Below are 20,559 nucleotides of genomic sequence, written 5' to 3' on the forward strand. Positions count from 1 at the left end.
TTTTGAGAGTGGGTCACCAGTCGTTTCGACTTATGACTCACTCTTGTTTTTTTCTTCTTTTTTATGAAGGCCCAAAGAATGATCTTCTGCTACCTTCAATTCAGGCTTTTTTATCTTAAGTGCCTCAAGAAATAACGGAATCGTTTTCTTTTTCATTAAAAAGACTTTTGAGCCTTCCTTAAATTCTGAGGAAAAAATTTCGATGCTTTTTTCATTGTAGGTTACTTTTTCTATCTGAGAAAGCGGAAGTGCTTTTTTGCGAAACCATAAAACATCTCTGACAATTAAAGATGTTTCTGTCATGTTAAAAGACCGCGCAATTCCTAGATAAGCAAACACAAAAAATGGAACCATCACCAGATTACTAATCAAGTAAGGACCATTATTTTCCAATGCTAAAATTAAACTAATAAATAATATACAAAATGTGCAAGACCAGTAAATAATTGTTGATGCTAATTCTGGCTGCCAATAGAATTTCTGTTTTTTCATAAAGTGCCCTCACTACTTCTGGATCAACGCCGCTAAATTTAAATATGTTATAATAGTAACATACTTTTTTTAAGAACAAAAAGAAATTAGGAGTAATTTTATGTTAAGAATTTATGTAGATGCTGCAACAAAAGGCAATCCAGGTGAATCTGGCGGCGGTATCGTTTACCTCACCGACCAATCGCGGCAACAATTGCATGTGCCTTTAGGCATTGTTAGTAATCACGAAGCCGAATTTAAAGTGCTGATTGAAGCTTTAAAACAAGCGATTGCCAATGAAGACAATCAACAAACCGTTCTTCTCCACTCAGATAGTAAAATTGTTGTCCAAACAATTGAAAAAAACTATGCTAAAAACGAAAAGTACCAGCCTTATTTAGCAGAATATCAACAACTAGAAAAGAATTTTCCTTTGCTCTTAATCAAATGGCTACCTGAAAGTCAAAACAAAGCGGCCGATATGCTTGCACGGCAAGCATTACAAAAATTTTATTCCAATAAAAAGTAGCACTGTTTACTTAATGCTTTTCCTTTATTAATTTGATAATTAAACACGTGGAGCAAAAATTCCAAGTGATTTTTGCTCCACGTTTAAAAACAGATAAACGGTTCTGTCTCGACTTCTTCTTATAGCCACTTATTCTTTTGTCGTTATTTCCGCAAATTGTCCATTGGTTAGCGAAAGGATTGCTTCAGGAGCTAATTCAATTTGCATGCCACGTTTGCCTGCAGAAACAATAATTGCAGAATATTGTTGAGCTTCTTCAGCCAAATAGGTGGGAAATTGTTTTTTCATCCCAATTGGTGAACAGCCCCCACGAATATAGCCTGTGGTTGTTTCTAAATCTTTTAAGTGAAGCATTTCTACCTTTTTGTTGCCACTAGCTTTCGCTAATTTTTTCAAATCTAATTCTTGATTACCAGGAATGACAGCCACGACTGGACCTGTTTTATTACCTACTGTAACCAAGGTTTTAAAAATTCGTCCTTTTTCAATACCTAAACTTTCAGCGACACTTTCTGCACTTAAATGATCTTCACTCCAAGCGAATTCATATTCTTTATATGGTACTTTATGTTGTTCTACCATGCGCATCGCATTCGTTTTTTGTTGTGTTTTTTTCTTTGCCACTTTTTTCACCTTCTGAATCACTTGTTTTGTTCGAATGTCTTTAAATAATTTCTTAATACTTGTACGGATAGTTGGCCTGGTGCAGACGCTTGCTGGGCTGAGCCAAAAGTTAGTGCCGACCCGAACAGTTGACCTGTTACGCGACTAATCATCCCTAACTGTCCCATTGACATAGTAACGATTGGGACGGATGCATAATGGGTGTACATTTCATTGGTTGCTGAAAGTAACGTAAGTACATCTGTCGCATCTTGTGGCATCACAGCTATTTTACAAATATCCGCCTGACGCATTTGCATTTGGCGTAACCGCGCGACAATCTCCTCTTGCGACGGTGTTTTCTGAAAGTCGTGATTACAGAGAACAATTTTAATCCCCATCTTTTTAGCTTCGTGAATTAACGTATCTGCCGCCAGCGGATTCGCAAATAATTCAATATCTAATAAATCCAAGGCACCTTTTTTCACTAATTCATGATACAAAGCAAAATAATTTTCCTCAGAAAAAGCCATTTCGCCGCCTTCTTTTTGTGTACGAAAAGTTAACAATAACGGTTTTTGCCCCAACCGTTCCATTACTTGTTGTGAAAGATTACATACATCGGAAAAATCAGCGACATTTTCATAATAGTCTAAACGCCATTCCACCAAATCACAATCTAGTGTTTGGCTCGCCGTTGCTTCGGCCAAAATATCCTCGGCTGTTGGAGCAACAATGGGCACCACAATTTTGGGATTCCCTTCACCTATTCGCACATTTTTGACTATAACTGGCTTCACAGTTCCACCTAACTTCCTCGTTTGTTTTTCTCTCTTCATATCATACCATTTCTCTTCTTTTTTGCAATTTAAAGAGCTACAAAGACACCTAGAATTAGGAATTTCCTAACACTAAATGCCTTTGTTTAGGTTATTTAACTCTTTCTGTTGTTACGTTAAACTTCCGTACTTTGTAACTGATACATATCCGCATAAAGGCCACCTTCTGCCAGTAACGTTTCGTGCGTTCCTCGTTCTACAATCTGCCCTTTGTCTAAAACTAAAATCAAGTTTGCGTCACGAATCGTCGAAAGGCGATGCGCAATCGCAATTGTCGTTCTCCCTTGACGCATTTTGGCTAATCCTTCTTGAATCAATCCTTCTGTTTCTGTATCAATATTAGCGGTTGCTTCATCTAAAACTAAAATTTTGGGATCAGTCACAATCGTTCGTGCAAACGAAATTAATTGACGTTGTCCGCTAGAATAACTAGCTCCTCGTTCAATGACTTTCGCATGATAGGTATTGGGTAACGTGTGGATAAATTTATCCGCCTGAACAAATTCCGCAGCCTGTTTAATTTGTTCATCTGTGATAGTTGGATTCAGTAAACGGATATTTCCAGCAATATCTCCATAAAACATGAAAGCGTCCTGTAATACTAAGCCCATCTTTTCCCGTAATTCTGTCATGGGAAAATCACGAATGTCACGATCATCAATTAAAATCTGCCCTTCATAAAATTCATAGAAACGCATGAGTACATTAATAATTGAACTTTTACCACTTCCTGTATGACCGACTAAAGCGACGGTTTCCCCGGGATTTGCGACAAAGCTAATATTTTTCAATACTTCGTTTTTGCCGTCATAAGAAAAAGTAACATTGCGAAATTCAATTTTCCCGCGAATAATTTCCCCATTCGCACCTACTGATTGTTGCGGCGTTAATTCTTCCGTATCCATAATTTTTAAAATACGACTACCTGCGACAATCCCATCTGTAAAGATACTTAGGAAGTCCATCATTTGTGTCATCGGATTAAAAAAAGCTTGGACATACGTTACAAAAGCATAAATCATCCCCGCTTCTACAGGAGAATGTAAAGCATCGATGCCAAACATAGTTAAGGCCAATGCAATCGCCAACGTATACAACAAATTAATGATAGGACTTAATAATAACGAATTCATACGAATCATTGCTACTCGTGTTTTTAAATAATCATCATTGGTTTCCTCAAATTCTTTTTCCAAACGCTTTTCTTGGCGAAATTGTTGAATGATTTGCATACCAGAGATGTATTCATTTAGTTTGGTGTTTAATTGACTTAATTTTTCCCGCATACTGCGATATAATTTTGAACTAAATTTTTGGTAATACCAAATTACAACTAATAAAATTGGCAAGAAAATTAGACAATAAAATGAAATTTCTGGACTGAGTTGAAACATTGCAAAAAATGACGAGATTACGGCAAAAATTCCTGTAATCACCATTAGGAATACATACCAGAATTCAAACAATGTTTCTGTGTCATTTGTAACACGAGACACCGTCGAACCCGCTGGTGTTTGATCAAAATAACGCATACCTAAAGTGTGTAATTTTTCAAATAATTTCACTCGTATATATTGATACGTTTTTAAAGAAGCCATCGAATACAAATACCATTGGAAAAACCAAACAATACTTTTGACAATGACACCAAAGAAATAAATAGCAGCAAAAGTTAGAATCACTTGCATTGTAGCAGTTTTAGGCGTTAAATAATTATCCATAAAAACTTGAATGACTCTAGGCAAAAGAATATTGATAATTGATAAGCCAAATGCAAAGAGAATAGCTGTGTAAAACATGCGTCGAAACGGTTTGGCAAAACGAAACAAACGCTGAACAATCGTTAATTGTTCTTTCATCGGTAATTCTCTGGACCATTCGGATTGATACTTTTCTTCCATTAACTCTCACTCCCTTCAATTTTCGCTTCTAATTGCTGTTTTTCCCACATCCGCTGATACCAACCCTTCTGAGCCAGTAACTCTGGATGCGTCCCCCGTTCAATAATTTTCCCTTCATCCAACACTAAGATTTCTTTTGCATGCATGACACTACTTAAACGATGCGCTGTAATGATAGTGGTTTTTTCTTGGCGCGTTTCTTTTAGATTTGATAAAATCGCCTCTTCAGTCTTCGCATCGACTGCAGATAAGGCATCGTCTAAAATTAACAATTCTGGTTCAACAATCAAGGCCCGTGCAATAGAAATCCGTTGTTTTTGTCCTCCAGAAAGCGAAACGCCACGTTCCCCAACCATTGTGTCATAGCCTTCAGGGAATGCTTTAATTTCTTGGTTAATAAATGCTAATGCTGCCGCTTGTTCAACTGCCGCTTGTTCCAAGTCTGGTTTAGCAAAACGAATGTTATCTCGTACCGTCATGGAAAAGAGAAAGTGGTCCTGTGGCACGTACCCCATTGCACCCATCAATGCATCTAATGTGTAATTTTTAATGTTATGTTTTCCAAAGGAAATCGTTCCTTGGTATTGGTCATATTCACGCATCAACAACTTCAAAATAGTGGTTTTACCAGCGCCTGTTTTACCAACAATCCCCAAGGTTTCTCCTTCTTGCAACGAAAATTGGATGTTTTCCAATGCCACTGCCTCTTCTTTTGGATAAGAAAAAGAATCAATCTTCATTGAAATTGTCCCTTGCGCCATTGTTTTGATGGCATTTCGTTCGATAATATGCGTTTTTTCATGTAATAATTCGTTCACACGATCGTAACTAGCATTCCCACGTTCTAACACATTAAATAAGCGCCCAATCGCAAACATTGGCCAAACTAGCATCCCAATATAGGCAATGAAAGAGACCAACTGACCTAAACTAATCGTTCCTTCCATGATGAAACGACCACCAATAATAATTGTCAAAACATAAGAAACACCAATAATCAGCGTAATAAACGGATCAAACAGTGCATCTAAAAAGTTCGTTCGTTTATTTTTGACGATAGCATCATCAATTTTCTCTGTAAAATCAGCAAGATCTTCTTTTTCTTGCCCAAATGTTTTAATGACTTTAATTCCAGTGATACTTTCTTGTGTTTTATCATTAATCGCTGAAAAAGCAGCTTGTGAATCTCGAAAGGCATCATGCAACTTAGAACCTAGAACTCGTGAAGTGACGGCTAATAAAGGCAGCGGTAATAAAGCAATTAATGTTAAGCGCCAATCGACAAATAGAACCATTGCGATAATCGTTGTTCCTCCCGTAATCACAGAGTCGGCAAACGTTAAAATCCCAGCTCCAGCCACATTTTGGATGGCATTTAAATCATTGGTTGCATGCGCCATCAAGTCACCTGTCCGATATTTCTGATAAAAGATGCTATCCATTTTTGTGAAATGATGAAATAATTGAGTCCGTAGCTCTTTTTCCAAACGAGCGGCACTCCCCCAAATATGCATCCGCCAAATATAGCGAAAAAGATATTGGGCAAGCCCAGCACCAATCAAGAGTGCAACCCACACAATAATTTTCGTTAAGCGAATTTCTTTGTTAACGATTTCATCTACAACGACGCCAATAACTTTGGGCGGGACTAATTGAACAAGAGCGACCATCATTAATGAGAAAACCCCAATAATATAACTTTTTTTCTCTTGCTTAAAAAACCAGCCTAATTTTTTGAATATGGACATTCAGTTGTCCCTCCTTTTACTTTGTTGTTCTACGAAGACTACTTTCGAGCTAGAAGGTTTCTTCGTTATTGTTGTTTTTGATTAAACGTTTCGCTCTTTTCCTCCTAGATTATCCTATTCTCCCGCAAAACAACAAAAAAACGGACTGAAAATCAGCCCGTTTTTACACTTATTCATGATTACCTGAATAACCTTTACTATTTTCCTTGGTTTTTCATTTGTTGCATCATTTGTCTAACCTTTTTCTCTGACGGTTTTTGACCCATTGATGCCATCATCATGCGTAACATATCCTCATTAACGGGAGGATTTTTTTTGAAATAATCTTGCATATATTTGCGTGCAAGGAAAAAGCCCCCTGCAGCGCCTACTAATAAAGCGATTACTGCGATTAATACTACCCAACCTGTTGCCATTGAAACTCTCTCCTCTCCGTATAGTTTTGCTCTCAATGAATTATTTTACTAGAAATAGCAAAAAAAGAAAAGTTCTTTTTGCGGGATTTCTCTTAAATAATGAAAAAAGTCTGATTTTTTTTGCAAAATAGTGATTAAAAGTCAAAAATATACGCTCTTAAATGTCAATAGGACCTTTAAGAGCGATTGTTGCTTTAGTTTTGTCCTTGAATTTTTTCTAATAATTCTGGATCAAATGTTTGATTTTTTAACATCGCAATTTCAAAGCCGTAAGGGGCCTTTTTATTTTTTTTGTCTTCTCCGACATAAGGTGTTTCTAAAATTTTTGGTAAAGCAGTTAATTTTTCATGGTGAACCACACCGTTTAAAGCTTCAAAACCAATAGTGCCAAAGCCAATATTGGCATGACGATCTTTATGTGAGCCCATAGGATTTTTAGAATCATTCACATGAATAACTTTTAAACGATCCAATCCGATAATTTTATCAAATTCAACTAATACGCCATCAAAATCATCTTTTACATTATACCCTGCATCATTAATGTGGCAAGTATCCAGAGTGACAGAAAGCTTATCATTTAGCGTAACTCCGTCAATAATCGCAGCTAGTTCGTCAAACGTACGGCCGATTTCGGTTCCTTTACCAGCCATTGTTTCTAAAGCGATTTGAGGGATTTGCTCTTTCCACAAGACTTCGTTTAGACCTTTAACAATTTGTTTAATGCCGGCTTCTGGACCTGCGCCAACATGCGCACCTGGGTGTAACGTGATTTGCGTTGCTCCCAACGCTTGTGCTCGCTCAATTTCTTGTCGCAAAAAGTCTACGGCAAAACCGAAATTTTCCGTTTTAATTGTATTGCCTAAATTAATAATATACGGGGCATGAACGACGATATTACTTAAATTGTGTTCCTTCATAAACGCTTGCCCAGCTTCAATATTCATTTCTTCAATCGGTTTCCGGCGCGTGTTTTGTGGCGCACCTGTATAAATCATAAAGGTTGTTGAGCCATAACTAGCCGCTTCCTCGGCAGAGCCTAATAGCATTTTCTTGCCACTCATACTAACGTGTGATCCTAATAACATGTGGTTCCTCCTAATAATTCTTCTTTTTCTTTTGGTAGTGTTGATACTGTTGCAGCCATTCTTCAAGCGTGATTTTTGTTACTAATTCGCCAATTAGTTCATAGGGTATTCGCTTAGGATTAGTGAAGCGAAGACAACTTTTCCCCATGTTTAGCTTTGTTGACACTTGTTCCTGATAGGCTTCTTGAAACCAACTTCGGACGGCTTCATTTCCCATTAATCCCATGTGATATAAAGCTACTTGCCTTTTAGTAGCGCCTAAGCTGATAAATGGTAACGGCTCATCACCACGGTTGAGATAGCCTTCTGGAAATACTGAAAGCGGCACAACAAAGGTTGGCATGCCATATTGCATTGTTAATTCAAATCCTGCTGGCAAATTTTGCGAAACGGCGTCTAATACTTGCTGATAAGCAATTCGCCATTTTGGTTCGACTGTTTCGATGTATGCTGTAACTGTTTCAATTGACTGCCCCATTATTTCTTCCTTTGCTGATAAAGAGCTTTGGTTTTATAGCCTTCTTTTAAAATGACTAACATTTCAGTTTGCCGCTTTTTCCGTGTCTCCGCTCGCTTTGCACTAAATACATACCGCGCCCACTCTTTTTGATAACCAGGCGTTAATGCAGCGAATGTCGCTGCAGCAGCTGGTTCTGTTTGTACCAACGCTTCAATTTCTGGTAAATATTGAACATAATCCCCAACAGCAGAACTGGTCTGATTCTTCGCTGGCTTTTTAAGAACATTCTTCATGCCGACAACCGTAAAAGTCTCATCTAAACTAACCATGCGATTAAATTTTAAGGTTGAGCCTTTAATATACCCATCTGTCTCGTTTACTTGTAATGTTGGAAAAATTTCATCTCGGTGGACAAAGGTTGGATACATTTTATTGCCTTTTTTCGGATAAGCCACATATAACAACCCATTTTCTACTAAATGTTGACCTTCAATCACCATTGAAACAATCTCTTGAAATTCCGCCATCGTTTTCACAAATGCAAAAATCAGCTCAACTGGTTCTGAGGGTAATTGCTGCGCGGCTGAAGCAAATTCAGATAGATACTCTCCCTGTGGTCTATTTAAAATAACTAGTTGCTGATACTTCGTTAAGTTTAACTTTTCGACAATTGATTTCATAACCTACTCCTTATAGCGACTGCACTTTTTATTCTAGCATAGCACAAGTTATCTGTAATTGAATATGCCCAATAGTAAAAAAGAGTTTTTTGTAACAGAATTAATCCCAATTTATCTTTTTTAAAAGCGAAAGCTTGGAACCTGTTGTCTAAACGACCTTCGTTCCAAGCTTTCATTTTTTTAGTATTTTAACAAGAAATATTTTTTCTTCCCGCGACGAATCACAGTAAATTGTCCTTCGATTTTATCAGTTTCTGTCAATTCAGCTGCTAAATCTTGTCGACGTTCTCCATTGACGTAAATCGCTCCATTTTGAACATCTTCACGGGCTTGACGTTTGGATGGTTCTATTTTTGAGGTAACTAATAAGTCGACTAAACTTAATTGATCCTCTGGTTGCACCTCATACGTTGGTACATCTTTAAAGCCTTGTTTAATTTCTTCTGCTGTTAAGCTTTGGATATCCCCGCTGAATAAAGCTTCTGAAATTTTAACCGCTTGATGATAGGCTGCTTCACCGTGGACTAAAGTAGTCACTTCTTTGGCTAACGCTTTTTGCGCAGCACGTTGACCTGGGTTCGCTGTAAATTCTTCTTCAATTGTTGCAATTTCATCCAATGTTAAGAAAGTAAAGTATTTCAAGAATTTCACGACATCACGATCATCTGTGTTAATCCAGAATTGATAAAATTCATATGGCGAAGTTTTTTCCGCATCTAGCCAAACTGCGTTTCCTTCTGTTTTACCAAATTTGGTACCATCTGCTTTTGTAATTAAAGGCATGGTTAAGCCGAATCCTTGAACTTCTTGTTCTCGGCGTAATAATTCAATCCCTGAAGTAATGTTCCCCCATTGATCACTGCCGCCTAATTGCAATAAACAGCCTTCTGTTTCGTACAATTTCAAGAAATCATACGCTTGTAATAATTGATACGCAAATTCAGTATAAGAAATTCCTGTTTCGATTCGGCGTTTCACGCTTTCTTTACTCATCATATAGTTAATTGTAAAGTTTTTTCCAACATCACGTAAGAAATCAATTAACGAAAGCTCTCCAAGCCAATCATAGTTATTTGCTAGAATCGCTGGATTTTTTTCATCTTCAAAATCGATAAAACGTGACAACTGGCCCTTAATACTTTCAGACCAAGCTTTCACTGTATCAAGTGTGTTTAAACTACGCTCTGCATCTTTGAATGATGGATCACCAATCATGCCTGTTCCGCCACCAACTAAAGCAATGGGCACATGACCATTTTGTTGGAAACGACGTAACATAAGAATTGGGAGTAGATGCCCGATGTGTAAACTGTCTGCCGTTGGATCAAAGCCGATATATAATTTAACAGATTCTTCATTTAATTGTTTTTGTAAGGCTTCTTCATCTGTGACTTGGTAGACCAACCCACGGGCTTTTAATTCTTCAAAAAAAGCTGAATTCATGATTTTCCTCCTATAGTAAAACATAATAATAGATCAAATTCCCCTATTCATAGTAACCGATTCTGTCACACTTGAAAAGTCAAAAAATGAGATTTCCCTATTTTCTCTTAAGTTTTTTCAACAAAAAATGGCAATTGGTGTAGAAACTATTCATAGAAGCTTTTTTTTGCTATAATAACACAGAATGTATCATTTTATTGAGGTGAAGCTTTTGAAAAATAATTCAAGTAACAATAAGCAAAAACCAACGACCTCTTCTGGCGGCAATGTCTTTTTACTTATTTTAAATGTCATTATTCGCGTTTTTCAGTCATTAGTGGTTTTTGGGGTTATTCTGATTGTCTTAGGTGGCTCTCTTGGCTTAGGTATTGGAATGGGCTATTTTGCTTTTCTAGTTGAAGATACACAGCCCCCAACGAAGGAAGAATTGCAAAAAGAAATCAGTGATATTACCGAAGTGTCAAAAATGACTTACGCAGATGGTACTCCGATTGCTAACATCAAATCAGATTTAATTCGGACACGAATTAATGGCGATCAAATGTCTCCATTGCTAAAAAAAGCCATTATTTCAACAGAAGATGAATATTTTGAAGAACATCATGGGGTGGTACCAAAAGCGCTAGTTCGAGCGTTGATTTCTGATGCGACAGGTATCGGCGGTTCTTCTGGTGGTTCAACATTGACTCAGCAATTGGTCAAGCAACAGATTTTAACTGACGAAACGACTTTTAAACGGAAAGCCAACGAAATTTTATTAGCTTTACGTATTGAAAAATACTTTTCTAAGGACGAAATCGTGACAACTTATCTAAATGTCTCCCCTTTTGGTCGTAATAACAAAGGTGAAAATATTGCAGGCGTGGAAGAAGCAGCCAAAGGACTCTTTGGTAAAAGTGCCAAGGACTTGAATCTTCCTCAAGCGGCCTTTATCGCAGGTCTTCCCCAAAGTCCTATTGTTTACACGCCCTATACTAACACTGGTGCCTTGAAAGACGATTTGTCTTTAGGAATGAAGAGAAAAGATTTTGTTCTTTTCAGTATGTACCGAGAAAAAGCTATTTCGCAAAAGGAATATGAAGAAGCCAAAGCTTACGACTTGAAAAAAGACTTTTTACCAACAGAGCAGGCCAATGTCAATACAGAAGGCTATCTATACTACACGGTGTTAGATAAAGCAGTTGAGATTGTCATGGATTTAGATATGAAAAAAGCTAAAGTTAATCGTGATGATTTAGATCAAGTTGGTTTAGATCAATATGAAGAACAAGCACGTCGCGAAATCCAGTCGCAAGGCTATACAATCCAATCGACCATTGATCAGAATATTTACAACACGATGCAAACCGCTGTCGCAAATTATGGTTATTTGCTTGATGATGGCACTGCAGATGTCAATGGGAATACAATGATTGAAACTGGCAATATTTTAATGGATAACGCTACTGGTCGTATCCTTGGTTTTATCGGCGGCAGAAACTTCGATATAAATCAAAACAACCATGCCTTTAATGCCGATCGTCAAGTTGGTTCTACGATTAAACCAATTTCTGTCTATGGTCCTGCGATTGATCAAGGACTCATTGGTTCTGAAAGTCGTCTGGCCAACTACCCAACGACTTATGCTGATGGTCGTGAATTTGTGAACTCAACAACTGTGGATTTAAATCAATTCGTGACTGTTCGGAATGCCTTGAATTGGTCTTTCAATATACCTGTCGTTCATGTTAATAATGAGCTAAGGAAAAAAATGGGTGATGATAATTTTTCTTATAATCACTACTTAAGCAAAATGAACTATCCAGCTTCAGATGCTTGGGCTTACGAATCTGCACCTTTGGGTCCAGTAGAAACAAATGTTGTAACTCAAACAAACGGTTTCCAAGCACTTGCTAACAAAGGGAAATATCAAAAAGCCTACATGATTGAAAAAATTACAGACAATAGCGGACATGTGGTCTACGAACACAAAGATGAAGGAACGCAAGTTTATTCACCGGCGACCGCTTCTATTATGAATGACTTGTTGCGTTCAGTGGTGGATTCTGCGAATACGACAAAATTCAAACCAACGTTAGCTGGCTTGAATCCTCATTTAGCCAGTGCTGATTGGGTCGGAAAAACTGGGACAACTGATGAGTTTAAAGATTCATGGCTGATTGTCTCTACTCCAACTGTGACACTAAGTTCTTGGACGGGACATGATCTACCAGCGCCAATGACGACAACCAGCGGCGACAATAACGGGAATTATATGGCGAACTTAGCTAATGCGCTGTACTATGCGAATCCAGAATTGTTTGGCATTGGTCAAAAATTTGAATTAGACCCAAGTGTCATTAAATCAAAAGTTTCTGAATTTACTGGTGAAAAACCTGGCTCAATTACCTATAATGGTGCTAAGTTCAATACACCTGGCAAAACAACGACTTCATACTATGCCAAAGATGGTGCACCACAAAGTACCTATAAATTTGGGATCGGTGGAACAGACAGCAATTACGCTTCTTACTGGGGAAATCTTGCTCCACGTGCCACTACAAATAATAACAACAACAATAAAAACAACGATAATAAAAAGAACAACTAAAGAATTTGGTAAGTTAAGCTTGCAACCAAAATTATGTAAAAAAGTAGAGACGTAATCCATCAATTGATGAATTATGTCTCTACTTTTATTGCTTCTCTTATTCTTTACCATCGATACTAGCTCGAGCTATTCAAAAATAGCTCCTACATTTAATGAAATAATATGCAGCAATCAACCTATTTTAACTAAAATAATCCCTTTCTGTTTCTCAAAACAATAGCAGATACTATTAAACTTATTAATACATAGACAACTATCATCTTTAAAGAAAAATCAAATGTGAGACCTATCTCATCCATCGGCTCATACCCATTTCCTCCATTAATAATTTTAGGAAAATTCATATAAGCTGTAAAGAAAAATTTATTGGAAATCAGGCTAACTCCTGAAGATAATACCACACCAACAATTAGCAAGCTATGAACAATCAAATTTCCAGTAAACAGCGAAAGCAAGAAACTGAATACTGTCAATGCTAATAACAGCATACCAAACATAATTAGGCTTCTCGACAAATAGTTAGAAAGAGAAATGATTGTAACACTTTGTCCCTTTTCAATAATCGCGACTGGATAATCAGGGTTTCCCAGACCATTTTTGAAAAATGCACTGATTACAGAAAGAAAGATTGACAGATAAGAAACCAATCCGACTGTAAACAAAATACTACTTATTTTAATAGAATATTTTTTCCATAGTTTTAAGGGAAGTCCATTCCATAAAGAAACAGTATTTTTTCTTTTTTCTAAAGTTGCGAGCGCTATAATCATTAAACTAGGGATAATTAATAATAATGTGTATGGAAAATCCATCGATAAAAGAAAACCTAGGTAATTCAAAGCAGGCATTTTAGCAACTTCAGAAGAATCCACTTGTTTGATCCTGTTTTCAGATAAATATTGTAATTCTTTGACTCTTTTTTGTTGCTCAATAATTGGTATACTATACAACGTTCCTTTTAACATTGCATTTAAATTACTTTCTTCCAATTTTTTCTCAGCTTCTAATAAAGCCCATTCATCACCAATTTTGATGGCATTAATTGCTTTCCTTAATTGCTCACTTTCATCTTCTATCTCATTTAAAGTTTCTTTTGCTGCAGGTTCATTTTTCATTTTTCCTTTCGCTTGTTCGTTATTTTTGATTCGGTTTTCATATTGCATTTCTTTAAAAGAAAGTTGTTGGGGTTGAGCTAGCAGCGGATAAATTAACATTAAAATAAAGGCTATAAACACAAACCACAGACTCTTCTCTTTCAATATTTTTATCGTTTCTATCTTAAGCATTTCTCTCTTCTCCTCTTAAATATAAGTTATCATATTGTTCACGTAAAGAAAGGTTACGTTGATCGTTCTCAACCAGCTTTTTATTTTTCATAAATAAAATACGTGTACATGTGTGTTCAACATTATACAAATCATGAGAAGATAAAATAACTATTTTATCTTTATAAACTATTTCTTTTAAGCACATTATGAATAAACTAACACTAGTAGGATCCAATCCATTAAAAGGTTCGTCTAACAAAAGTATTGTTGCATCACTTGCTAGATACATTGCTAATAATACATGTTGTTTCATTCCAAGAGATAATTTTTTTATTGTTCTATTTTGATATTCTTTCATCTTTAATTGTTCAAAAATATGCTCTATATCGCTATTGCTTTTCCAAGCGGCTTTAATATATTCAAGATGTTCTTTCGGCGTCAAATAATCATATAAATTTTTACTACTTTCAAGAAAAAATAGTTCTTTTAAATACGTTGCACTTCTACTATTGTAATCAATCTTATTTAAACTAATATTTCCATTTTTTCTAGGGATTAAACCAGATATAGCTTTAAAAAACGTGGTTTTTCCAGTTCCATTAGGAGCAACTAAGCCAATTATTTCACCAAATTCAGCTTGCATAGATAAATTTTCTATAATTGTTCTATTACCATACTCGACAGTTAATTCTTTTACCTTCATAGAAACACCTCTTTTTTTAATCTAAAGATACCATAAGCAATGCTTTACCGACTGATTTACTAATCAACTTAATCTTATTTTAATTTTCAATCTTACTGTGTATTAATAGCAGAATGCAAAAAAGTACAAGAAGAAATCATTTTCATGATTTCTTCTTGTACTTTTTTGCATTTCTAGTAGAATTTTCTCTTATTTTGTTGAACCTTTTTGATCAATTCCATAAGGTAAAACAACTGTTTTTTCTTCAATTTCTTCTTTGTTCATTAGTTTTGTTAATAAGCGCATTGACACGGCACCGATATCATATAAAGGTTGTGTAATACTTGATAGACGTGGACGAGAGACTTCTGTAAGCAATGAGTTATTGCTTGTAATGATTTCAAATTCTTCTGGAACTTTCACACCAGCATCTAGCATCCCATCTAATAAACCAATCGCTAGCTCATCATCTGTAACAAAGGCAGCAGTTGCCCCACTATTACGGACACGCTCAGCCAAATTAATGCCTGCTTTAAATTTATATTCAGATTCAAAAACTAAGCCTTCATTATAAGACAAGCCATTTTCCGCTAAAGCTTCTTTGTAGCCTTTCATTCGGTTTTGACCATTAATTGGATCGATTAATGCACCACTAACAAAAGCAATTTTTTTGTTCCCATTTTTCGCTAAAGTCGCTGTTGCATCTTTCGTTGCTTCTGTGTAATCAATATTAACGCTACCAACTTGTTCGTCTGGATCAATTGAACCTGCTAAGACAACAGGTGTTTTTGAACGTGAAAATTCACCACGAATATCATCTGTAATGCGATGACCCATAAAGATAATCCCATCTACTTGCTTGGCAAGTAAATTGTTCAATACAGTAACTTCTTTTTGATCGTCTCCATCTGAATTAGCTAAAATGATATTATATTTATACATTGTAGCCACATCGTCAATGCCACGTGCTAATGAAGCAAAAAATGCATTACTAACATCTGGAATAATAACACCCACTGTTGTCGTTTTTTTACTTGCTAAACCACGAGCGACTGCGTTAGGACGGTAATCTAAGCGATCAATCACTTCTAAGACTTTTTTACGCGTTGCTGGTTTTACATTGGGATTACCATTGACAACACGAGAAACAGTAGCCATAGATACATTTGCCTCTCTAGCAACATCATAAATTGTAATTGTTTGTTTTTCCATGTTTCTTCTCCTATAAATATGAATTTGTTCTCATTTTCTGAAAACACTGTTTACATTTCTTTCCTAGCCTAGAATATCAAAATTCTTCTATTTTTGCAACCGTTTTATCGTTTTTTCATGAAAATTTACTTTCCATTTCAAAAGGAACTTTTTGTCATTTCATGTTATGATAGTACTGTGATTCACTTCAGAATAAAAGAAAGAAGGATGTTTTATGAATCAAGAAAAAATTGCCGATTTAAAAAATTGGATGCACCAAGAAAAGATTGACTTCACTTATATTAGTGATCCTGGTCATATCGCTTACTTTTCCGGTTACGAAAGCGAACCTCATGAACGCGTGTTAGCTTTGTTTATCGCTGCGGACGACCAATCATTTTTATTTACACCTGCATTGGAAGTCGAAGATGCCGAAAAGAGTAGTTGGACTTATCCTGTTTATGGTTATTTAGATAGCGAAAATCCTTGGGAAAAAATTGCGGCTTTATTAAATAAACGGACACAAGGCACGCCACGCTTCGCTTTAGAAAAACAAGCTCTTTCTTTAGCTCGTTTCGATCAATTGAAAACCTATTTCCCAGCTAGCGATTTTTCGCATGATGTTACGCCTTTAATTGAAAAACTTCAATTAATTAAAACAGAACCTGAAATTCAACGTTTACTAGAAGCTGGTAGTTGGGCTGATGTCGCTTTTGAGATTGGCTTCAAAGCAATTCAAGCAGGCGTTGCGGAACAAGAAATTGTTGCAGAAATCGAGTATCAATTAAAACGTCAAGGTATTCGCTCGATGAGTTTTGATACGTTAGTCTTAACAGGAAAAAACGGAGCTAGTCCTCACGGGGTACCTGGCGAAACAAAAATTGAGCCCCATGACTTAGTGTTATTTGATTTAGGTGTCGTTCATAATGGCTATTGTAGTGATGCCACACGAACAGTCAGCTACTTGGAACCTTCTGATTTCCAAAAAGAAATTTATGGAATTGTTTTAGAAGCACAATTAGCAGCAACTGAAGCGGTGAAACCTGGTGTTACAGCAGGCGAATTAGATGATATTGCTCGAGGTGTAATCACAAAAGCTGGTTATGGTGAATACTTTAACCATCGCTTAGGCCATGGCATTGGAACCACTGTCCATGAATACCCATCACTGGTTCATGGCAATGATTTAGTTATTGAAGAAGGTATGTGTTTCTCTATTGAGCCCGGTATTTACATTCCTGGAAAAGTAGGCGTTCGTATTGAAGATTGTTTACACGTAACGAAAACAGGCTCCGAACCATTCACTAAGACAACCAAAGAATTGCAAATTATCCAATAGCATAAAAATAAAATGAGGCCATCAGTCAACCGGACTGATGGCCTCATTTCTAAATTTTAAGGTAAGCCGCTGAACAAAAGCAACACGATCCGTTGCTAACTTTCATAAGCTAAACACTTGTTACCCTTTAAATTCTTTTTTTACGTCTTTCGCTGCATCTTTAACATCTTCTTTTGCTTCTGCAGCTTTTTCAGGAACATCTTTGGTGGTTTCTTTTGCTTCATCGACACCAGCAGAAACAGTTTCTTTGGCCGCTGCCGCAGAATCTTTAACGTCAATATAGATATCTTCTGCTGCATCTTCGGCAATTTCACCTAAATCTTCTGCGTGATCTTGAGCATCGTCAGCTGCTTTTTTAAATTGATCAGATAAATCACCTGTTTGTTTTTTAAAGTTATCAAGCATGTCGCCAGAAACACCTTGTGCTTTATCCAATGAATCTTTTGTTTTTTCTTTGACAGAACCTGCCAAATCAGAGGCTTGATCTGATAAAACGCCGGCTTTTTGTTTTGCGATTTCTGTTAATTCTGTTCCTTTTTGAACAGCATAATCTGTGTAATCTTGCGCTTTGTTTTTTAAATCATCTGTTTGATTTGATAAATCATCACGTAATTCTTTACCTGATTTTGGTGCAAGTAATAATGCGGCAACGGCTGCTGCTGTTCCACCAATTACTGCTCCTAAGAAAAATCCGCCTTTTTTAGCCATAAAAATCTCCTCCAATTAGTTATTTGTTTTTTTATTTTTTGAACGCATTGCTCTAAAAGCAGAACCGCCTACTTTACTCACTAAACCAGCTTTCGCTGTGCTTTTCCCTACGGTTCCTACCTTTGTAATCAAATGTTTACTTGAGGTGTTCAATTCAGAGACACTTTCGCTTAAATCAGCAACGGCCGTAAACAACGGATCAATCGTTGCCACTTTTTGATTCACATCTGTCAATAGTTCATTGCTTTTAACAAGCAAGCCTTCCACTTGGCGACTCAATACATTCACATCGCTAGTCACGACTTTGATTGTTGTATTTGTTTCATCAATTGTATCTTCAATTTTTGAAACAACTTGAGAAACTTTATATAACACAAGTACTAAAAAGATGACTAAAACAACAAATGCTACCGCTGCAATTAAGGCAGCAATTTCCCCACCTGACATATCATTACTCCCCTCTGAAATTTTATTTATAATCTTAGGATAACACCAACTTATATTTTTCACAACTCATAAAGCTAAGAATGACAATTTATTTTATAAAATTCTCATGCCCTTTTCTTTAAGAAAATAAGCGTAAAATTTCCTTCTAACGAATTGAAATTTTACGCTTATTTTTATTTATTTTTCTTTTGGTTGCTCTTTTTTCGCTAATTGAGCACCTAAATTAATAATGTATTCTCGTAAATTATCTTTTACTTCTGGATGAGTCAAACCATATTCAATGCTTGTTTTCATAAACCCAAATTTATCGCCAACGTCGTAACGTTCTCCTTTAAACTCACGAGCAAAAACGCGTTGTGTTTTATTTAAAGTGTCAATCGCATCTGTTAACTGAATTTCGTTACCAGCGCCTGGCTTTTGATTTTCAAGTACATCAAAAATTTCAGGGGTTAATAAATAACGGCCGATAATCGCTAAATCACTTGGTGCTTCCTCGGGTTTTGGTTTTTCAACAAAATTCTCGACATTGTATAGTCCTTTTTCGATTTCTTTTTCTGGGTTGATAATACCATATTTTGAAGTATCTTCATGGGGTACTTTCATTACCGCAATTGTCGAAGCATGTGTTTGTTCGTAATCATCCATTAATTGTTTCGTTAATGGCACTTTATCTTCCATTAAATCGTCGCCTAACATCACGACAAAAGGTTCATTGCCAACAAATGCTTTCGCTTGTAAAACAGCGTGTCCTAAGCCTTTCGGATGGGATTGACGAATAAAATGTAAATTAACATCCGTTGTTTCTTCGACTAATTTCAATAAATCGGTTTTATTTTTTTCTTTTAAGTTATTTTCTAGTTCAACATTTGAATCGAAATGATCTTCAATCGGACGTTTGGCTTTGCCTGTCACAATTAAAATATCTTCGATTCCTGAAGCTAGTGCTTCTTCTACGATAAATTGAATCGTTGGTTTATCAACAATCGGTAACATTTCTTTTGCCATCGCTTTGGTAGCCGGCAAGAAACGTGTTCCTAACCCAGCTGCTGGAATAACTGCCTTTTTAACTTTCATCTTTTTTCCTCCTAAAAATCAAGTGTAAATTCGTTTTCGGTTTTGCCATCGCGCAACATGATTTCTTTTGCTGCTTGTTGTACATCTTCGTCATTGTACAAGACATTGTAGATTGTTTCTGTGATTGGCATTTCGACTTCTAGTTGTTGTGCCAATTCATAGGCTGCTTTAGTTGTTGAAACACCTTCCACAATCATGCCCATGTTTTCTAAGACTTCATCTAACTTATGGCCTTTTCCTAATAAATTACCCGCACGCCAATTTCGAGAATGGACACTTGTACAAGTAACAATTAAATCCCCAACACCACTTAAACCAATAAATGTTAATGGGTTTGCTCCCATCGCAACCCCTAAACGACTAATTTCTGCTAAACCACGAGTCATAATTGCCGCTTTGGCATTATCACCAAAGCCTAAGCCATGAATCGCTCCGGCGCCCAAAGCAATAATATTTTTTAAGGCCGCCCCTGTTTCTACACCAATCACATCATCATTCGTATAAATTCTAAAGTAATCATTCATAAACAACTCTTGCACATACACAGCGTCTGCTAAATTTTCGCTTGCTGCTGTAATGGTTGTAATGTCATGAACAGCGACTTCTTCTGCATGGCTTGGACCAGATAAAACCACAATCCCTTGCCGTTTTTCTGCTGGAATCTCTTCCGCTATCACTTCTGAAATCCGCTTATGTGTACCTTGTTCGAGCCCTTTACTTGCATGAATAATAATTGGTTTTGTTTTTAAATGTTGGGCCACTTCTTGTGCTACTGAACGAATGGCTTTAGTTGGTACCACAAACAGTACCGCATCCACATCTACTAAAGCAGTGGCTAAATCAGTGGTTGCCTGAATTGAAGTAGGTAAGATTAATTCTGGTAAATAATGTTTGTTGGTGTGTTTTGTATTTATTTCATCGATTTGCTCTGGTTTATTTCCCCAAATACAGACCTCGTGTCCATTTTCGGCTAATACTTGAGCTAAAGCTGTCCCCCAGGAACCTGGACCTAAAACAGCGACTTTTTGTTTCATCGGTGAAACTCTCCTTTCGCTAAACAACGTTACTTCTTTAGTTTACCA

Annotated in this window: 21 protein-coding genes; 3 read left to right on the forward strand and 18 right to left on the reverse strand. The window is 36.5% G+C overall.

Annotation, left to right across the window (positions count from 1 at the left end; all coding sequences use genetic code 11):
* Positions 1-30: 30 nt before the first annotated feature.
* Positions 31-492 carry an EbsA family protein gene (locus tag PYW42_RS07465; RefSeq protein ID WP_002364050.1) on the reverse strand — a complete coding sequence of 154 codons (462 nt, stop codon included), beginning with the start codon at positions 490-492 and terminating at the stop codon, positions 31-33.
* A gap of 100 nt (positions 493-592) precedes the next feature.
* Here PYW42_RS07465 and PYW42_RS07470 point away from each other — a divergent pair, with 100 nt between their 5' ends.
* Positions 593-1,000: a ribonuclease HI family protein gene (locus tag PYW42_RS07470; protein WP_002364051.1), complete on the forward strand. Its 408-nt coding sequence runs from the start codon at positions 593-595 to the stop codon at positions 998-1,000.
* Between the two features lie 129 nt (positions 1,001-1,129).
* Here PYW42_RS07470 and ybaK read toward each other — a convergent pair whose 3' ends face one another.
* From ybaK to tyrS, 10 genes are all read right to left on the reverse strand, one after another.
* Positions 1,130-1,645, reverse strand: a complete 516-nt coding sequence (gene ybaK / locus PYW42_RS07475) for a Cys-tRNA(Pro) deacylase (protein WP_002384452.1) — start codon at positions 1,643-1,645, stop codon at positions 1,130-1,132.
* A complete protein-coding gene (gene aroD, locus PYW42_RS07480) occupies positions 1,642-2,403 on the reverse strand; it encodes a type I 3-dehydroquinate dehydratase (protein ID WP_010824699.1) in 762 nt (253 codons plus the stop codon). Before aroD ends, ybaK begins: the two co-directional genes overlap by 4 nt.
* A gap of 155 nt (positions 2,404-2,558) precedes the next feature.
* Positions 2,559-4,343 (reverse strand): ABC transporter ATP-binding protein, encoded by a 1,785-nt coding sequence (locus tag PYW42_RS07485; RefSeq protein WP_002364054.1) that lies wholly within the window; start codon positions 4,341-4,343, stop codon positions 2,559-2,561.
* Entirely contained in the window at positions 4,343-6,091 is a 1,749-nt protein-coding gene (locus PYW42_RS07490; protein WP_002411060.1) for an ABC transporter ATP-binding protein, read from the reverse strand. The genes PYW42_RS07485 and PYW42_RS07490 overlap by 1 nt, the downstream gene beginning before the upstream one ends.
* 197 nt (positions 6,092-6,288) lie before the next feature.
* The gene (locus PYW42_RS07495) at positions 6,289-6,507 is read right to left on the reverse strand and encodes a YneF family protein (RefSeq protein ID WP_002357397.1); all 219 of its coding nucleotides are present in this window, start codon (positions 6,505-6,507) and stop codon (positions 6,289-6,291) included.
* Positions 6,508-6,701: 194 nt separating this feature from the next.
* Positions 6,702-7,595: a deoxyribonuclease IV gene (locus PYW42_RS07500; protein WP_002357396.1), complete on the reverse strand. Its 894-nt coding sequence runs from the start codon at positions 7,593-7,595 to the stop codon at positions 6,702-6,704.
* Positions 7,596-7,605: 10 nt separating this feature from the next.
* Positions 7,606-8,073 carry a DUF1801 domain-containing protein gene (locus tag PYW42_RS07505; RefSeq protein WP_002364059.1) on the reverse strand — a complete coding sequence of 156 codons (468 nt, stop codon included), beginning with the start codon at positions 8,071-8,073 and terminating at the stop codon, positions 7,606-7,608.
* A complete protein-coding gene (locus PYW42_RS07510; protein WP_002364060.1) occupies positions 8,073-8,735 on the reverse strand; it encodes a YdeI/OmpD-associated family protein in 663 nt (220 codons plus the stop codon). The genes PYW42_RS07505 and PYW42_RS07510 overlap by 1 nt, the downstream gene beginning before the upstream one ends.
* Positions 8,732-8,911 (reverse strand): hypothetical protein, encoded by a 180-nt coding sequence (locus PYW42_RS14155; RefSeq protein WP_002364062.1) that lies wholly within the window; start codon positions 8,909-8,911, stop codon positions 8,732-8,734. The genes PYW42_RS07510 and PYW42_RS14155 overlap by 4 nt, the downstream gene beginning before the upstream one ends.
* 4 nt (positions 8,912-8,915) lie before the next feature.
* Positions 8,916-10,178: a tyrosine--tRNA ligase gene (gene tyrS, locus PYW42_RS07515; RefSeq protein ID WP_002357324.1), complete on the reverse strand. Its 1,263-nt coding sequence runs from the start codon at positions 10,176-10,178 to the stop codon at positions 8,916-8,918.
* A 184-nt stretch (positions 10,179-10,362) separates the two neighbouring features.
* Here tyrS and PYW42_RS07520 point away from each other — a divergent pair, with 184 nt between their 5' ends.
* On the forward strand, positions 10,363-12,768 hold the full coding sequence (locus tag PYW42_RS07520) for a transglycosylase domain-containing protein (RefSeq protein ID WP_002384450.1): 2,406 nt from the start codon (positions 10,363-10,365) through the stop codon (positions 12,766-12,768).
* Between the two features lie 185 nt (positions 12,769-12,953).
* Here the strand turns inward: PYW42_RS07520 and PYW42_RS07525 are convergent, their stop codons facing one another.
* The 3 genes from PYW42_RS07525 to ccpA all read right to left on the reverse strand — a co-directional run bounded on the left by PYW42_RS07525 (position 12,954) and on the right by ccpA (position 15,930).
* Positions 12,954-14,054: an ABC transporter permease gene (locus PYW42_RS07525; RefSeq protein ID WP_002364064.1), complete on the reverse strand. Its 1,101-nt coding sequence runs from the start codon at positions 14,052-14,054 to the stop codon at positions 12,954-12,956.
* Positions 14,047-14,739, reverse strand: a complete 693-nt coding sequence (locus PYW42_RS07530) for an ABC transporter ATP-binding protein (RefSeq protein ID WP_002364065.1) — start codon at positions 14,737-14,739, stop codon at positions 14,047-14,049. Before PYW42_RS07530 ends, PYW42_RS07525 begins: the two co-directional genes overlap by 8 nt.
* Before the next feature lie 189 nt (positions 14,740-14,928).
* Positions 14,929-15,930: a catabolite control protein A gene (gene ccpA / locus PYW42_RS07535; RefSeq protein WP_002357319.1), complete on the reverse strand. Its 1,002-nt coding sequence runs from the start codon at positions 15,928-15,930 to the stop codon at positions 14,929-14,931.
* A gap of 214 nt (positions 15,931-16,144) precedes the next feature.
* Between ccpA and PYW42_RS07540 the strand changes: the two genes are divergently transcribed.
* Positions 16,145-17,248 (forward strand): aminopeptidase P family protein, encoded by a 1,104-nt coding sequence (locus PYW42_RS07540; RefSeq protein WP_002361926.1) that lies wholly within the window; start codon positions 16,145-16,147, stop codon positions 17,246-17,248.
* 120 nt (positions 17,249-17,368) lie between these two features.
* Here the strand turns inward: PYW42_RS07540 and PYW42_RS07545 are convergent, their stop codons facing one another.
* The 4 genes from PYW42_RS07545 to PYW42_RS07560 all read right to left on the reverse strand — a co-directional run bounded on the left by PYW42_RS07545 (position 17,369) and on the right by PYW42_RS07560 (position 20,511).
* Positions 17,369-17,956, reverse strand: coding sequence for a YtxH domain-containing protein (locus PYW42_RS07545; protein WP_002381831.1), 588 nt, complete (start codon positions 17,954-17,956; stop codon positions 17,369-17,371).
* 15 nt (positions 17,957-17,971) lie between these two features.
* The gene (locus PYW42_RS07550; protein WP_002364066.1) at positions 17,972-18,403 is read right to left on the reverse strand and encodes a DUF948 domain-containing protein; all 432 of its coding nucleotides are present in this window, start codon (positions 18,401-18,403) and stop codon (positions 17,972-17,974) included.
* Positions 18,404-18,580: 177 nt separating this feature from the next.
* On the reverse strand, positions 18,581-19,477 hold the full coding sequence (gene galU, locus PYW42_RS07555) for a UTP--glucose-1-phosphate uridylyltransferase GalU (RefSeq protein ID WP_002357314.1): 897 nt from the start codon (positions 19,475-19,477) through the stop codon (positions 18,581-18,583).
* 11 nt (positions 19,478-19,488) lie between these two features.
* Complete coding sequence (locus tag PYW42_RS07560; RefSeq protein ID WP_002357312.1) at positions 19,489-20,511, reverse strand: NAD(P)H-dependent glycerol-3-phosphate dehydrogenase; 1,023 nt, start codon at positions 20,509-20,511, stop codon at positions 19,489-19,491.
* Positions 20,512-20,559: the final 48 nt, after the last annotated feature.

It is taken from the genome of Enterococcus faecalis (genome assembly GCF_029024925.1).
Taxonomy (GTDB): Bacteria; Bacillota; Bacilli; order Lactobacillales; family Enterococcaceae; genus Enterococcus; species Enterococcus faecalis.